Source organism: Streptomyces canus (assembly GCF_001514145.1).
Lineage (GTDB): Bacteria > Actinomycetota > Actinomycetes > Streptomycetales > Streptomycetaceae > Streptomyces > Streptomyces canus.
Genome location: NZ_KQ948675.1, coordinates 91,383 through 105,797 on the forward strand (window position 1 = coordinate 91,383; position 14,415 = coordinate 105,797).

At 71.6% G+C, this 14,415-nt stretch carries 14 protein-coding genes; 9 read left to right on the forward strand and 5 right to left on the reverse strand.

Annotation, left to right across the window (positions count from 1 at the left end):
• The first annotated feature begins 242 nt into the window (after nucleotides 1–242).
• The 4 genes from AQJ46_RS42920 (at nucleotide 243) to AQJ46_RS42935 (ending at nucleotide 3,744) form a co-directional block, all read left to right on the forward strand.
• Nucleotides 243–461: a hypothetical protein gene (locus AQJ46_RS42920; RefSeq protein WP_225887551.1), complete on the forward strand. Its 219-nt coding sequence runs from the start codon at nucleotides 243–245 to the stop codon at nucleotides 459–461.
• Nucleotides 462–621: 160 nt separating this feature from the next.
• Nucleotides 622–1,410, forward strand: coding sequence for a cyclase family protein (locus AQJ46_RS42925; protein ID WP_059210786.1), 789 nt, complete (start codon nucleotides 622–624; stop codon nucleotides 1,408–1,410).
• Nucleotides 1,407–3,047: a thiamine pyrophosphate-binding protein gene (locus tag AQJ46_RS42930; protein WP_059210787.1), complete on the forward strand. Its 1,641-nt coding sequence runs from the start codon at nucleotides 1,407–1,409 to the stop codon at nucleotides 3,045–3,047. Before AQJ46_RS42925 ends, AQJ46_RS42930 begins: the two co-directional genes overlap by 4 nt.
• 76 nt (nucleotides 3,048–3,123) lie before the next feature.
• Nucleotides 3,124–3,744 carry a DinB family protein gene (locus tag AQJ46_RS42935; protein WP_059210788.1) on the forward strand — a complete coding sequence of 207 codons (621 nt, stop codon included), beginning with the start codon at nucleotides 3,124–3,126 and terminating at the stop codon, nucleotides 3,742–3,744.
• A gap of 27 nt (nucleotides 3,745–3,771) precedes the next feature.
• On the opposite strand, the gene AQJ46_RS42940 is transcribed toward AQJ46_RS42935, so the two are convergent.
• The 5 genes from AQJ46_RS42940 to AQJ46_RS42960 all read right to left on the reverse strand — a co-directional run bounded on the left by AQJ46_RS42940 (nucleotide 3,772) and on the right by AQJ46_RS42960 (nucleotide 9,779).
• Nucleotides 3,772–5,217 (reverse strand): glyceraldehyde-3-phosphate dehydrogenase, encoded by a 1,446-nt coding sequence (locus tag AQJ46_RS42940; RefSeq protein ID WP_059210789.1) that lies wholly within the window; start codon nucleotides 5,215–5,217, stop codon nucleotides 3,772–3,774.
• A gap of 76 nt (nucleotides 5,218–5,293) precedes the next feature.
• The gene (locus AQJ46_RS42945; RefSeq protein WP_059210833.1) at nucleotides 5,294–6,523 is read right to left on the reverse strand and encodes a DegT/DnrJ/EryC1/StrS family aminotransferase; all 1,230 of its coding nucleotides are present in this window, start codon (nucleotides 6,521–6,523) and stop codon (nucleotides 5,294–5,296) included.
• A gap of 94 nt (nucleotides 6,524–6,617) precedes the next feature.
• Nucleotides 6,618–7,760: a GNAT family N-acetyltransferase gene (locus AQJ46_RS42950; RefSeq protein ID WP_059210790.1), complete on the reverse strand. Its 1,143-nt coding sequence runs from the start codon at nucleotides 7,758–7,760 to the stop codon at nucleotides 6,618–6,620.
• Nucleotides 7,761–7,920: 160 nt separating this feature from the next.
• The gene (locus AQJ46_RS42955; RefSeq protein WP_059210791.1) at nucleotides 7,921–8,568 is read right to left on the reverse strand and encodes a response regulator; all 648 of its coding nucleotides are present in this window, start codon (nucleotides 8,566–8,568) and stop codon (nucleotides 7,921–7,923) included.
• The gene (locus AQJ46_RS42960; RefSeq protein ID WP_059210792.1) at nucleotides 8,565–9,779 is read right to left on the reverse strand and encodes a sensor histidine kinase; all 1,215 of its coding nucleotides are present in this window, start codon (nucleotides 9,777–9,779) and stop codon (nucleotides 8,565–8,567) included. Before AQJ46_RS42960 ends, AQJ46_RS42955 begins: the two co-directional genes overlap by 4 nt.
• Before the next feature lie 159 nt (nucleotides 9,780–9,938).
• On the opposite strand from AQJ46_RS42960, the gene AQJ46_RS42965 reads away from it, so the two are divergent.
• The 5 genes from AQJ46_RS42965 to AQJ46_RS42985 all read left to right on the forward strand — a co-directional run bounded on the left by AQJ46_RS42965 (nucleotide 9,939) and on the right by AQJ46_RS42985 (nucleotide 14,402).
• Complete coding sequence (locus AQJ46_RS42965) at nucleotides 9,939–10,724, forward strand: class I SAM-dependent methyltransferase (protein ID WP_059210793.1); 786 nt, start codon at nucleotides 9,939–9,941, stop codon at nucleotides 10,722–10,724.
• A gap of 52 nt (nucleotides 10,725–10,776) precedes the next feature.
• Entirely contained in the window at nucleotides 10,777–11,394 is a 618-nt protein-coding gene (locus AQJ46_RS42970) for a TOPRIM nucleotidyl transferase/hydrolase domain-containing protein (RefSeq protein WP_059210794.1), read from the forward strand.
• A 226-nt stretch (nucleotides 11,395–11,620) separates the two neighbouring features.
• On the forward strand, nucleotides 11,621–12,733 hold the full coding sequence (locus tag AQJ46_RS42975) for a Gfo/Idh/MocA family protein (protein WP_059210795.1): 1,113 nt from the start codon (nucleotides 11,621–11,623) through the stop codon (nucleotides 12,731–12,733).
• On the forward strand, nucleotides 12,730–13,656 hold the full coding sequence (locus AQJ46_RS42980; RefSeq protein ID WP_059210796.1) for a DUF6807 domain-containing protein: 927 nt from the start codon (nucleotides 12,730–12,732) through the stop codon (nucleotides 13,654–13,656). The genes AQJ46_RS42975 and AQJ46_RS42980 overlap by 4 nt, the downstream gene beginning before the upstream one ends.
• On the forward strand, nucleotides 13,632–14,402 hold the full coding sequence (locus AQJ46_RS42985; protein ID WP_225887552.1) for a cupin domain-containing protein: 771 nt from the start codon (nucleotides 13,632–13,634) through the stop codon (nucleotides 14,400–14,402). Before AQJ46_RS42980 ends, AQJ46_RS42985 begins: the two co-directional genes overlap by 25 nt.
• Nucleotides 14,403–14,415: the final 13 nt, after the last annotated feature.

Genomic DNA, 14,415 nt, shown 5'->3' on the forward strand with positions numbered 1-14,415 from the left:
CTGCGCATAAAACGTTTTCCGCACCGCTCTTTGGTGGTGGAGCGCCCGCCTTCGGAACGGCACAGCGATGGAGGGTCGGTCGCTGCGGCAGCAAATTCTGTGAAGGAATCGACGGATGGGGTGACCATGTTGCGATCGGCGAAGCCGGGAACGGGAACGTCCTGTGGAGGGTGTCCGGCTGACTGGCCGTGTTCATGTCCGGCGTGCTTCCATCCGGTGTCCCTCCTCCTCGAGGATTGCTCATGCGAAAGGAACCGCGCGCCATGAACGTCGCCCCCCACCTCGTAGCGGCCGAGCTCAACGATGCCGACCTGGACAACGTCTCCGGTGGTGTCGCCGCCGCGACCACCGCCGGTCTGCACCTCCAGGTGGCGCACCTCGAGGTCTGCGCCGACCTCGACGCCCTCGTCTCGACCGAGGGTGTCGCGGCGAGCGTCAACGCCCACGTCGGCGTCAACTGACCGAACACCTGCTGCCGGGCCCCGGATCGGACGATCCTGGGCCCGTCGTGGTCTCCGGCGGGGCGCCCGGGTGGGATTGCCGGACACGGTGCGCGAAGCCGGGCCTCGACCGGACGGTCGGTGACATGCTGTCGGCCTCGGAGTGTTTCAGGAGGCCCTCATGCACGAGCAGCCGTCCCTTCTCGCCGCCCTGGTGTCCGCCCTGCGGTCGGGTTCGATCGAAGTCGTCGATCTCACCTCGCCGTTGTCGTCGTCCACACCCGTGATCCAACTTCCGCCGCAGTTCGGCCAGACGGCCGTCTTCGAGCTGGAGGAGATCAGCCGCTACGACGACCGCGGTCCGGCCTGGTACTGGAACAACTTCCGCAGCGGCGAGCACACCGGCACCCACTTCGACGCCCCGAACCACTGGGTGACCGGAAGGGATCTCGCCGACGTGGCGTCCGTCCCGGCGCAGCGGCTGATCGCCCCCGCCGCCGTACTGGACTTCACCGCCGAGGCGGCCAAGGACCCGGACTTCCTCGTGGAGGTGGACCACGTCAAGGCCTGGGAGGAGCACAACGGGCCGCTGCCTGACGGCGGTTGGCTGCTGTTGCGCACCGGCTGGGACGCCCGCTCACACTCCCAGGAGGCCTTCCTGAACGCCGACGAGAACGGTCCGCACACGCCCGGCCTGTCCCCGGAGTGCGCCCGCTGGGTGGCCGAGGAGTCGCCCGTGATCGGCCTCGGCGTGGAGACGGTCGGCACGGACGCCGGGCGCGGGCACTCCTTCGACCCGGCCTTCCCCTGCCACTCCCATCTGATGGGGAGCGGCAAGTACGGCCTCACCCAGCTCCAGAACCTGGCCGCGCTGCCCGCGACCGGCAGCGTCGTCGTCGCGGGACCCCTGCCCATCGTCGCGGGCTCCGGCGCGCCCGCGCGCGTGCTGGCACTCGTGGAGCGGTCATGAAGGTCGCGGAGGCCGTCGGACGGGCCCTGTACACGGCCGGGGTCGAGCAGGTCTTCGGCGTCGTGGGGTCCGGCAACTTCCATCTGACCAACGCCATGGTCGCGGCCGGCGCCCACTTCGTCGCCGCCCGCCACGAGGGCGGCGCGGCGACGATGGCCGACGCGTACGCGCGCGTGAGCGGCACGGTGGCCGCGGTGAGCGTCCACCAGGGGCCTGGACTCACCAACGCGATGACGGGGATCGCCGAGGCGGCCAAGAGCCGCACACCGCTCGTCGTGGTGGCTGCCGAGGTGACCCGGCCGACCTCCAACTTCTATGTCGACCAGGAGGCGTTGGGAACGGCGGTGGGCGCGGTCCCGATGCGGGTCGCGTCGCCCGAGGACGCCGTAGGACAGGCGTGCGCGGCGGTGCGACGGGCCCTGCACGAACGACGCACGGTGCTCCTCAACCTCCCCCTGGACGTGCAGGCGGCGGACGTCCCCGACGATGCCCTCGCCCAGGCCGCACCGCCACCGCGGCGAACGGCGGTCGAGCCGTCCGCCGACGAGGTGGCGGCTCTGACCCGGGTGCTGGAGCGGGCCCGGCGGCCGGTCTTCGTGGCCGGGCGTGGTGCGCGCTCACCCGGGGCCCGGGACGCCCTCGAAGCCCTCGCCGACCGCTGCGGCGCACTGCTGGCGACCTCGGCCGTGGCGCGTGGGCTGTTCCACGACAACCCCTGGTCGCTCGACGTGTCCGGCGGTTTCGCCTCGCCCCTGGCGGCCGAACTCATCGGCGGGGCCGACGTGATCGTCGGCTGGGGATGCGCACTGAACATGTGGACCATGCGGCACGGCGCCCTCATCGGTGCGGACACGACCGTGGTGCAGGTCGACGACGACCCCTCGGCACTCGGCGCGCACCGGAAGCTGCATCTCGGGGTCACCGGCGATGTCGAACTCACCGCGCGGCACGTCCTGGCGGCCCACGGCGGGAAACGGCAGGGCCTGCGAACCCCGGGCATCGCCGAGGCCGTGGCCACGCGGGTGCGCTGGCGTGACGTGCCGTACGAAGACACGAGCACCCGTGACCGGATCGACCCCCGTACGCTCAGCATCGCGCTCGACGACATCCTCCCTGCGGAGCGGGTGATCGGCGTCGACTCCGGCAACTTCATGGGCCATCCGAGCATGTTCCTGTCGGTGCCCGACCAGGACGGCTTCTGCTTCACGCAGGCCTACCAGTCGATCGGCCTCGGTCTCGCCACGGCGATCGGCGCGGCCCTGGCCCGCCCGGACCGGCTGCCGGTGGCCGCGCTCGGCGACGGCGGCGCGCTGATGGGCGCCGCCGACCTGGACACCGTACGGCGGCTCGGGCTCCCCATGGTCGTCGTCGTGTACAACGACGACGCCTACGGAGCGGAGGTGCACCACTTCGGCCCCGACGGACACCCGCTCGACACGGTCGAGTTCCCGCCGACCGACATCGCGGCCGTGGCCCGTGGTTACGGCTTCGAGGCGGTGACCGTGCACACGCGGACGGATGTGAAGGCCGTGGAGTACTGGGTCACCGGGCCCCGGTCCGCCCCGCTCCTGATCGACGCCAAGGTGGTTCGGGACCGTGGGGCGTGGTGGCTGGAGGAGGCGTTCCGGGGGCACTAGGCGCGCCGGAAAAAGGAGGAGCGGCATTCCCCTCGCTGTGCCAGCCTGGCGGACCGGACCATCGAGGGGAGCACGGATGACCGCAGGACCTCGCCTCGCCCCGCTGCTGGACCAGTTCGACTGGTCCTGCGAACGCCTGGCCGGCCGGCTCACCGGGCCGGTCATGGACAGCGGCGACGGCTCGCGGACCCCGGTCGGGGCGCTGACCGACGACGAGTACCTCTGGGAGCCGGTGCCGGACTGCTGGTCGGTCCGTCGGCGTACGGACGGACCCGGGGCCCGGGCGGCCTTCCTGTCCGGGACCGGCGACTGGGGCCGGGACGCCGCGCCCCACCCGCACCCCGTTCCGCCGCCGTTCACGACCCTCGCATGGCGCCTGAGCCACCTCAGCGACATGCTCTTCCTGCGCGCCGACCACACGGCGGGCACCCACACCCTCACCCGCGACGACTACCGCGTCAGCGGCACCGCCGCCGAGGCGATCGCCGCCTTCGAGACGGCCGTCGGCGCCTGGCGCACGGCGCTGATCGACACCGCCGACACCGACCTCGACACCGTCGGCCGGTGCACCTACCCGCACGGCAGCGACGCCGAGGAACCGTTTCTGGACGTCGTGTGGTGGGTCAACCAGGAAGTCCTGCACCACGGCGCCGAGATCGCCCTGCTGCGCGACCTGTACCGGGAACGACAGCGCTGACCGACCCGGCCCTTCCGAACGGCCGGATCAGACCGCGGGCGCCGGGTAGGTCGGGTACTCCACGCCGGTCACGTGCTGCACGACCCGGACCACCTGGCAGGAGTAGCCGAACTCGTTGTCGTACCAGAGGTAGAGGATCGCGTTGTCGCCGTCGACCTTGGTGGCACCGGCGTCGACGATCGAGGAGTGGCGCGAGCCGATGAAGTCGCTGGAGACCGCGTCGGGGGCCGTGGTGAAGTCGATCTGGCGCTTGAGCGGGGAGGTCAGAGAGACGTCCCGGAGGTGGTCGAGAACCTCCTCGCGGGTGGTCTCACGGCCCAGGCGCAGGCTCAGGATCGCGATGGAGACGTCCGGCACCGGGACCCGGATCGAGCTGCCGGTGATCGGCGCCTTGAGGTCGGGCAGCGCCTTGGCGACGGCGGAAGCGGCGCCCGTCTCCGTGATGACCATGTTGAGCGGCGCCGAACGGCCCCGGCGGTCGGCCTTGTGGTAATTGTCCAGCAGGTTCTGGTCGTTGGTGAACGAGTGGACCGTCTCCACATGGCCGCGCAGCACGCCGTACTCGTCGGCCATCGCCTTCAGCGGCGGCACGATCGCGTTGGTGGTGCAGGACGCGCAGGACAGGATCTGCTCGTCCGGCTTGATCGTGTCGTGGTTGACCCCGTGCACGATGTTGGGGACGTCACCCTTGCCCGGCGCGGTCAGGACGACCTTGTCGATGCCGGGGCGCAGATGCTGGGAGAGGCCCTCGCGGTCGCGCCACTTGCCGGTGTTGTCGATGAGGATGGCGTTGTTGATGCCGTACGCCGTGTAGTCGACCTCGGAGGGGTCGTTCGCGTAGATCACCTTGATGGTGTTGCCGTTGGCGATGATCGCGCTCTCGGCCTCGTCGACGGTGATCGTGCCCTGGAACTGGCCGTGGATGGAGTCCCGGCGCAGCAGCGAGGCACGCTTGATGATGTCCTGGTCGCCGCCCCCGCGGACCACGATCGCGCGCAGCCTGAGGCCGTTGCCGGAACCAGCCTTCTCGATCAGCAGCCGGGCCACCAGGCGGCCGATGCGGCCGAAGCCGTAGAGGACGACGTCCCGCGGCTCACGGCGGTCGATCTTGTTGCCGCCCGTCGCGCCGGCCACGGCCTCGGCGGTGAACTCGGCCACCGACAGCCCGCGGTCGTCGGCCTGGTAGATCTCGGCGAGCCGGCCGATGTCGATCTGCGAGGGACCGAGGTCCAGCGTCGTGAGCGCCTGGACGAAGGGCAGGGTGTCGGTGACGGAGAGCTCCTCACCGGCGATCTGCCGGGCGAACCGGTGGGTCTTGAGGATGCTGACCACCGACTTGTTCACCAGGGAACGGCTGTGCAGCAGAACCGTTACGTCCCGCTCCCTGTGCAGCCTCCCGATCATCGGGATCATCGATTCCGCGATCTCCTCGCGGTTCTTCCAGTCGGTGAACGAGTCGTCCTTGACAGTCACAGAATTCTCTTTCGAGCTAGGCGGCGCTCATATGCTAACCCCCTGATGTTTTGATCGATCGCCGGGGTGTCACAGCTCACTGCCCCAGCAACCGGGGCGGTGTGACGTCCGGAACCGGCCGCAGCAGCGAGGGGTGCGCGTCGGCCACCCGTTCCTTCGTGAACGCGCCGACGATCCTGCGGGCCAGCAGCGGATCGGCCGGGAGCGTGTGCGCGGTGAACCAGCGGGCGGGCGCCGGATCGGGGGAGGGCTCGACGAACTCCGCGCCCGCGTAGTCGTCCAGCGGCGGGTCGTAGATGTAACCGCAGACCACGTCGTGCCGCACCAGCCGCTGGACGAGCGAGTCACGGTCGTGGACCAGGAGCGGCACCCGGAAGAGCGGGAGGGGCCCGTCGTGCGCAGTCCGGTCGCGCAGTGCCGGTGAGGCCCACGGTGTGCCCGCCAGCAGGGCGACCCCGGCCCTGCGCCGGGCCAGGTCCTCGTCGAGCCGGGCCATCCGCAGCTTCAGCTGGCCGCGGACCAGCGAGCCGTGCCGGGAACGGTAGCCGTGCAGATCGACACGGACCCACCGCTCGTAGGCGGTCAGGCTCGGCGCCTCCCGCGCGGAGGCGGTGAGACGTGGCGCGTGCAGGTCCATCCGGAACGCCTCGCGCTCCATCAGCCCCAGACGCTCCATCGTCCGCCACACCGGGCGCACCAGATGGAGCGAGCGGACGGCGGACCGGGCCAGCGGGCGCAGGGTCGTGGCCAGGTCCTCGCGCAGTTTGCCGGGGGTCAGGAGATCGTCCCGCAGCAGCTCCAGTTCCCGGCGCGTGCGCGCGTCCTCGACGGCGAGGAAACCGCCCGCCATCCCGGCCACGTGCTTGGACAGGCTGAACGCCGCCGCCCTGCCGAAGGTCCCGACCGGCTGTCCGGCCACATGGCTGCCGATCGCGTGCGCCGCGTCCTCGAACAGCGGGATCCCCAACTGTTCGCAGCGGCGCCGCAGTTCGAGGACCCGGTCGGGCACGCCGTACAGGTTGGTGGTCAGGACCGCGTCCACGTTGCGCCAGGTCGACTCCGGTACGGCGGCCGGGTCGATGTTGCCGTCCCACACGGACACCGGGGCCTGCACGGGGCGCAGCCCGGCCGCGAGGACCACGAACAGGATCACGTCGTCGTTCACCGGTGACATCAGCACCCGCGCCCCCGGCCGGCACCACCGCCGGAGCGCCAGGTACAGGGCCAGCCGGGCCGAGGGCGTGTAGACGCACTCGCGTCCCAGTCGCCGGGTCATCGTCGCGGCCAGCCGCGAGCCATAGGGCATCGGCACCCCTTGTGTCGATGGGCCACGGAAAGGACCGTGGAGGGGAACACACGTCGGCGCCACCTCCCGCGGAAACCGGAGGTGTGCGGGCTGTTCAGCTCGCCAGCGGTCCCGCGCTGTCGGAGTCCGAGCGGTGCCCGGAGGTGCGCAGGGTGCCGACGGTCTTCAGGAGACGGTCGGCGGGCTCGCGCAGGGCCGGGTGGGCGTTGACCGTGTTGCGCAGACCCCGCACGGGCCGGCGCCACAGACGGTGTGCCGTCGCGACCGGATGGGGACGGGTGGCGAATCCTTCCGCCACCCGCAGCTCACGGGTCTTGAGCCAGTCCTTCCACTCCTTGTCGCCGCGCCCCATGTCCATGAGCCGCGCCCCGCGCCGGCCCGCCGCCTCGGCCATCCGCAGATGCATGATCAGACCGGGGGAGTAGTACCGCAGCTCGGGGTCGTACGCGGTGAACCAGGGGGCGAACACCGTGCGCGAGGTCGGCCCGAAGTGCGCGGCCACCGGCCGGTCACCGGCGTACACCACCGAGAGGAGCCCGGTGAAGTGCTCCTCGCGGACATGGAAGAGGTCTTTCACCAGGTTCACGATCCACGGCCGCGCGAACCGGTCCATCCGGCCCGTCCGGCGGTACTGGGCGGACTTCCACTGCATCAGCGTGCGCAGCGCCCTCGGGTCGCGCTCGTCGAACACGAACCGCATCTCACCCAGGTTGCGCGTGAGCCGGCGCTCCTTCTTGAGGGTGGTCTTGGCGAGCCCCGGGTACGCGCCGCGCAGCCACTCCGGGTAACTGTCGCTGCCGACCTTCAGATCGATCACCGGGGAGGCGAACGTCCCGGTGACGTAGGGGGCGAAGGGACTCTGCTCCTCGACGAGGTGGTCGAACTCGAACACCGAGAGCCGGCACGCCTTCAGCAGCGCCCGGGCGTCCCAGGTGACCCCGGGGCGGTGCACGAGGCCCTGGCAGTCGGAGAGTCCGAGTCCGATGGCCCGGCCGACGCCGAAGGAACCCCGTTCGTACGGGAGGAAGCCCACGGCCTCTCCGCGCTGGTGCAGCACCGCCACCCGGGCGCCGCCGCGGCGGTGTCTGCCGATCCCGGCCGCGAACTCCGGTGCCAGGAACGGATTGGCGTACGCGGGCGACTCGTCCATCGCCCGGTGCCAGGCCTCGCGGAGCGAGGTGCCGAGCTCCTCGGGTCTGTGGATCGTTATGTCCGTGTCACTGCTCATGGATCGCATGGGCGACCGTTCCCCCCAATTCCCCCCACGACGCGGCGTCCGCGTCCCGCCGATCGAAGTGTCGGCAAGGACCAAACGTCGCCAAACAGTACGCATGCTGTCAAGGGTGTCTGCCGTAACGGAAGAGTGCGGATCGGATACTCCTGGTTCCCGCGGCCGGTCAAGGCAGCAGCCGGCGTTCCTTGGCGACGGCCACCGCGCCCGCCCGGGTCTCGACGCCCAACTTGCCGTAGATCCGCCCCAGATGGGTCTTGACCGTCGCCTCGCTGATGAACAGGGCTCGGGCGATCTCCCGATTGCCGAGGCCACGGGCGAGTTGCGCGAGGATCTCCTGCTCGCGTGCGGACAGGGTGGGGCGCGGGCTGCGCAGCCGGGTCAGCAGCCGGTCGGCCACCGGGGCGGACAGCGTGCTGCGGCCGGACGCGGCGTCGTGGATCGCCGTGAACAACTCCTCGGGCTGCTCGGCCTTGAGGAGATAACCGGTGGCGCCCGCCTCGATGGCCCGGGTGATGTCGGCGTCCGTGTCGAACATGGTGAGCACCAGCACGCGGGGACCCCGAGAGCCTCCCGCCGTCAACTGCCGGATCGCCGTCACCCCGTCCATGCCGTCGTCCAGTTGAAGATCCATCAGTACGACATCGGGGCCCAGGTGTGCCGCCATGGCGAGCACCTCCTCGCCGGTGGCAGCCTCCCCGACCACGTCGATGCCGTCCGCGCCGGCGAGCAGGGCGCGCAGTCCGGCGCGTACGACGGCATGGTCGTCGCAGAGCAGGAGCCGGACCGGGGACGAGGACGGCGGCGTACTCACAGGGCGGTCTCCTTGACGACGATCGGGACGGCGATCGGGACGGCGACCGACACCACGGTTCCCTCTCCGGGCGTGGACTCCACGATGAGCCCGCCACCGGCCTGGCGGGCCCGGATCCGCATGGCGGGAAGCCCGTGTCCCCGCGTCGACGACCCGGACCCCGGGGCCTCGGTGCGCTCGAACCCCCGCCCGTTGTCCGCGACATCCAGAGAGACCTGATCGTCCAGCCACGTGAGCGTGAGCGCGGCCCGGGTCGCCGCCGCGTGCTCCCGTACATTGGCCAGCGCGCCCTGGGCGATCCGCAACAGCGCCGCCGCCACCCGCTCCGGCAGCGGACCCGGATCCCCCTCGAGCCGGAACTCCACGGTCAGCCCGGGGCCGCTCTCGCGCCGGGCGAGGGCGCCGAGGGCCTCGGCGAGGGAACGCTCCGCGAGGTCCGCGGGAGCCAGGTCGTGCACGAAGCGGCGGGCCTCGGCGAGGCTGTGCGAGGTGATCTCCGCCGCCGCCCGGACATGGTCACGGGCCGCGTCCCGGTCCGAGCCCCACACCAGCTCCGCGGCCTGGAGCAGCATCCGCTGACTGGACAGCCCCTGCGCGAGGGTGTCGTGGATCTCCGCGGACAGCCGCTGGCGCTCCGCCAGGACACCGGCCCGCCGTTCGGTGGCGGCGAGTTCGTGCCGGGTGCGCACCAGGTCCTCGATCAGAACGCGCTGCCGGGCCCCCTGCCGTTGCAGATGCACCAGTACGGCCGTGGCGACCGCGGCGACGGCCGGCGGGGCCACGACCATGTTCGGGTTGAGCGGCCCGTCGGCCACCCGTATCTCCGAGACCACGACCAGCGCGGTGAGCACGGCCGCCGCGGGCACCGCGATCCTCGGCGGCAACGCGTGCAGTCCGGCGAACAACAGGGGCATCACACACCAGGTGGCACTCGGCGCGAGAACCAGCAGGACGACCCAGACAGCGGTGACCGAGCCCAGCCAGACCAGATGACGCCGGGTGGGCGGCAGTCCCGGGCGGGGCGGCGGGGCCACCAGGTGCCCGAGGACGTACAGCACACAGAAGAAGGCGAACAGCGCCACCACCCAGCCGGTGCGTGCTCCGCCCTGGTCGCGGGTCAGGAAGCGGGCGAACGACGAGCCGAGGAGCAGGAAGAACGCGCCGTGCACGATCGCGCCCAGCCAGCGCTCGTCCGGATCGGAGTGGTTCATGCTCCGTGTCTAACGTGCCGGACGCAGGACCGCATCAACCGATCGGCTGACATGCGGGTCGCCCGAACCTCTCGGCAGCTGGAGCCCGTTGACCGAGCCGGAGGGCCGGCCCCCGCACCCAGGCTGGCAGCAGAGCGACGATCTGCGAAAGGCCTCACGATGCCCGCCAAGAACCTCACCGCCAACCGCGCCGCCCTCGGCCACCGCGTCGGCTACGCCCTGCGGCACCCCGACCGCGTGCCCCGCCATGTGGCCCGCGCCGCCCGTGATCTGTGGCTGCGCCGCCGGCACCCGGACCACATCTCCTACTACCGCGCCGTGATGCGCTCCGACACCCGGAGCGACCCGGACGCGGCCGTCGGCAGCCGCAACCGGGAGCGCTGGCTGGCGCTCGGGGCGATGCAGTTCGACTACCTCCTCGGCCACGGGCTGCGTCCCGAGCACCGCATGCTGGAGATCGGCTGCGGCAACCTGCGCGGCGGCTGGCGGTTCATCCGCCACCTGGAGCCCGGGCACTACCACGGCATCGACATCTCGCCCGACATCCTCTTCGCCGCTCAGGACACGATCGTCGACATGTCTCTTCAGAAGCGGCTGCCGAACCTCACCCCGGTGCGCGACCTGACGCTGCGGTTCCTGCCGGACGCCCACTTCGACGTCGTCCACGCGCACAGCGTCTTCTCTCACTCGCCGCTCCCGGTGATCGAGGAGTGTCTGGCCCACGTCGGACGGGTGCTCGCCCCGGGCGGCTGGTTCGACTTCACCTTCGACCGCACCGAGGGCGAGGAGCACCACGTACTGCGGGAGGACTTCTACTACCGCGTCGAGACGCTCGTCGGGCTGGCAGAGAGGCACGGCCTGCGGGCCCGGTTCATGGACGACTGGGAGGAACTCCCGCACGGCCAGTCCAAGATCCGGGTGACCCACGGGGAGGCGAGCCGCTGAGGCCGGCGGAAATTTGCTGTCGCCGGGGCCGGTGAGGGCACAGACTCCTCCCATGGCTGACATGGGGGAGTTCCGGGACGCGGTCACGGCGTGGGCGGCCGGTGGCCCCGGCGACCGGGCACGCGAGCTGGCCGCACGGCTGTCCGTCCGGACCGTCGTGCTGCTCGAAGGGCCGAGTGACGTGGCGGCGGTCGACGCGCTGGCCGCGAGCCGTGGCCGGAACCTGGCCGCCGAGGGGCTCTGTGTCCTGGCGATGGGCGGGGCGATGAGCGTCGGCCGCTTCGCGGGCCTGCTCGGCCCGTCGGGCCTGGGCCTGCGTCTGACGGGACTGTGCGACGAGAGGGAACGGCCTTTCTATGCCCGGGGCTGGGAGCGGGCCGGCGCGGCACCGGACGGGTACTTCGTCTGCGCGGCGGACCTGGAGGACGAGCTGATCCGTGCGCTGGGTGTGCCACGGGTGAAGGAACTCGTGCGCGAGCAGGGCGACCTGCGCCCCCTGCAGACCTTCCTGTCCCAGCCCGCTCAGCAGGGCCGCACGGCTCAGCAGCAGTTGCGGCGCTTCCTCGGAACGAAGAAGGGACGCAAGATCCACTACGGCCGCGTCCTCGTCGAGGCCCTCGACCCCGACCGCGTACCCGCCCCGCTCGACGACCTGTTCACGGCTCTCTGACCAGGGCTCTCCCGCACGCGCTGAGCGCCGTGAGGCGTGTGTGGAGGCGAGCGCGCTCGATTACTTGCGTCAGGCAAGTGAACGAGCCGTGTGCGTGGCGTGTTCACCGATATCACCGCCCGGGGTCTTGTTAGGACAATCGCCGGGGATCTAGGGTCGACTCCGGGAGAGCAAGCGCTTTCCCCGCACGTCAGCGTCCCCTTGCCGGACGTCCGAGGAGGACCGTATGCCCCGTCCAGCCCGCCGCCGCGTAGCCGTGGTCGGCACCGGCGCCATCGTCAGCGGCAGCCATCTGTCCGCGCTCAGGGCCCACGCCGAGCGCACAGAACTGGTCGCCGCCGTCGACGTGGACCAGGGCAGACTCGACGCCTTCCGGGAACTCGCGGGCGGCGAGGTCGCCGGCTACACCTCCATGGCCGAGATGCTGGACGCCGCACGCCCCGACCTGGTCCTCATCGGCACCCCGCCGTCGCTGCACCGGGAGCAGACGGTGGCCGCCCTCAAGGCGGGCGCCTGGGCGCTGTGCGAGAAGCCGCTGACCCTGTCGCTCGCCGAGTACGACGAGATCGCGGCGGCCGAGGAGGCGTCCGGGGCCTACGCCTCCGTGGTCTTCCAGCACCGCTACGGCTCCGGCGCCGTCCACGCGCGCGAGCTGATCACGAGCGGCGAGCTGGGTGCCCCCCGCGTCGCGCACTGCCAGACCACCTGGTACCGGGACGCCGCCTACTACGCCGTACCGTGGCGCGGCACCTGGGCCAGCGAGGGCGGCGGGCCCACCATGGGCCACGGCATCCACCAGTACGACCTTCTCCTGCATCTGCTCGGCCCGTGGGCGGAGATCCGCGCGATGGCGGCCCGGCTGGTCCACGACACCGAGAGCGAGGACGTCTCCACGGCCCTCGTCCGGTTCGAGAACGGCGCCCTCGCCACCGTCGTCAACAGCGTGCTGTCACCCGACGAGGTGAGCCGCATCCGCATCGACTGCGCCGACGCGACCGTCGAACTCACCCACCTGTACGGGCACCGCAACCAGGACTGGACCTACACACCCGCCCCCCACGTGGCCGCTGACCGCGTCGACGCCTGGCGCACGCCCGCCGCCGACGTGCCCAGTTCGCACGCGGCCCAGCTCGGCGCGCTCCTCGACGCGTACGACAACGGTGTCAGGCCTCCCGGCAGCGGCGCCGACGCCCGTGCCACCCTCGAGTTCGCCGCCGCGCTCTACAAGTCCGCGTTCACGGGCCGGCCCGTGAACGCCGGCGAGATCGCGCCGGGCGACCCCTTCTACCCGGCCATGCACGGCGACCACCCCCACTGGGCCCCCAAGGAGCGCGCATGAGCATCCGCGTCAGCCACGTCCACGGCGAGCACATCGCCGTCGAGGCGGCGAACGGCACGGAGATCCTCCGCTACGTCTACCGCCCCGACCCCGAGGCCTTCGAGGCCAAGAAGCCCTACGCCCACCCGGTGCGCACCCTCGGCGGCCGCACGGTGACCGGCTACCGTCCCAACGACCACCGCTGGCACAAGGGTCTGCAGATGACCGCGAGCCATCTGTCGGGGCAGAACTTCTGGGGCGGCAACTGCTATGTCCACGGGCAGGGCTATCTGCCCCTGCCGGAGCGCGTCGGCTCGATGCGGCACGACGGTTTCCCGGTGCTGTCGGTCGAGGACGACCGGCTCACCGTCGCCGAGGAGCTCACGTGGGTGGAGAACGGCGGCAGCGAGTGGGCGCGCGAAGTGCGCGGCATCACCGTCCACTCGGTCGACGAGGAGGCCGGCTCCTGGGCGCTGGACTGGTCGATCCGCCTCACCAACACCCGCGACGAGCCGCTGGCCTTCGGTTCCCCCACCACCGCGGGCCGTGAGATGGCGGGTTACACCGGACTCCAGTGGCGCGGCCCCCGCGACTTCACCGGTGGGTCGGTCTTCGCCCCGGACACGGACGGCGACGCGGACAAGCTGATGGGCAGCCAGAGCCCCTGGCTCGCCTTCACCACCGAACACGACGACGTGGACGCCCACTCCACGCTCGTCTTCGCGCACGCCCCCGAGAACCTCGACCCGCAGCACGCGATCCACGAGTCGCACTGGTTCGTGCGCTCCGAGCCCTTCCCGACGGTCGCGTTCTCCTGGGCGTTCTTCGAGGAGTTCGAGCTGCCGCCGGGGGAGTCCTTCGAGTACCGCTACCGGCTGGTCGTGGCCGACGGCGCCTGGGACGAGGAACGCGTGTCCTCGTGTCTGGAAGGCCTGTCCTGGTGAAGCCCGGCCTTCCCCACCCGCTGCCGGGCGCCGTGGGCCTGTCCCACCTGAGCGCCTACGACTGGGAGGCCGCCGACGGCGTCTGCGGCGGCAGCCCGCATCTGCACCTGGTGTGCACGGAGGCCTATGTCGTCACCGGCGGCCGGGGCGCGGTGCAGACGCTGAGCCCCGACGGCTACCGGGAGATCCCCCTGGAGCCGGGCTCGATCGCCTGGTTCACACCGGGCACCGTGCACCGCATGGTCCAGGGCGGCGATCTGCGCATCACCGTGCTCATGCAGAACAGCGGTCTGCCCGAGGCCGGGGACGCCGTCTTCACCTTCCCGCCGGACGTGCTCGCCGACCCCTCGCGGTATGCCGAGGCCGCCCGGCTCCCGCCCGGTACGGGTCCGGAGACGGCCGCGGCCGCCCGCCGGCGCCGGGACCTCGCCGTCGAGGGCTACCTAGGCCTGCGCGAGGCACTGGTCGCCGGAGACAACGGCCCGTATCGGGAGTTCCAGCGGGCCGCCGCCCGCCTGGTACGGGACAAGGTGCCCACCTGGCGCGAGCTGTGGCGGACCGGGGCCCTGGCCACCGCGGAGCGCACCGGCGCCCAGCTCGACGCGCTGGCGGCCGGTGAACCGTCGTACCTCGGCGAGGCGACCGCCCACGAGGCCGCGCCGACCCGGCTCGGCGGCTTCGGGATGTGCGGCCGACGCGACGAGTACAACCTGCCGGGGACGACGCTGCCGTACGGCGGCGAGTAACACCGTTTGTTCT

Coding starts and splice junctions, on each gene's coding strand:
- AQJ46_RS42920 (WP_225887551.1), top strand. CDS start 243: ATGCGAAAGGAACCGCGCGCCATGAACGTCGCCCCCCACCTCGTAGCG.
- AQJ46_RS42925 (WP_059210786.1), top strand. CDS start 622: ATGCACGAGCAGCCGTCCCTTCTCGCCGCCCTGGTGTCCGCCCTGCGG.
- AQJ46_RS42930 (WP_059210787.1), top strand. CDS start 1,407: ATGAAGGTCGCGGAGGCCGTCGGACGGGCCCTGTACACGGCCGGGGTC.
- AQJ46_RS42935 (WP_059210788.1), top strand. CDS start 3,124: ATGACCGCAGGACCTCGCCTCGCCCCGCTGCTGGACCAGTTCGACTGG.
- AQJ46_RS42945 (WP_059210833.1), bottom strand. CDS start 6,523: ATGCCCTATGGCTCGCGGCTGGCCGCGACGATGACCCGGCGACTGGGA.
- AQJ46_RS42950 (WP_059210790.1), bottom strand. CDS start 7,760: ATGCGATCCATGAGCAGTGACACGGACATAACGATCCACAGACCCGAG.
- AQJ46_RS42960 (WP_059210792.1), bottom strand. CDS start 9,779: ATGAACCACTCCGATCCGGACGAGCGCTGGCTGGGCGCGATCGTGCAC.
- AQJ46_RS42965 (WP_059210793.1), top strand. CDS start 9,939: ATGCCCGCCAAGAACCTCACCGCCAACCGCGCCGCCCTCGGCCACCGC.
- AQJ46_RS42970 (WP_059210794.1), top strand. CDS start 10,777: ATGGCTGACATGGGGGAGTTCCGGGACGCGGTCACGGCGTGGGCGGCC.
- AQJ46_RS42975 (WP_059210795.1), top strand. CDS start 11,621: ATGCCCCGTCCAGCCCGCCGCCGCGTAGCCGTGGTCGGCACCGGCGCC.
- AQJ46_RS42980 (WP_059210796.1), top strand. CDS start 12,730: ATGAGCATCCGCGTCAGCCACGTCCACGGCGAGCACATCGCCGTCGAG.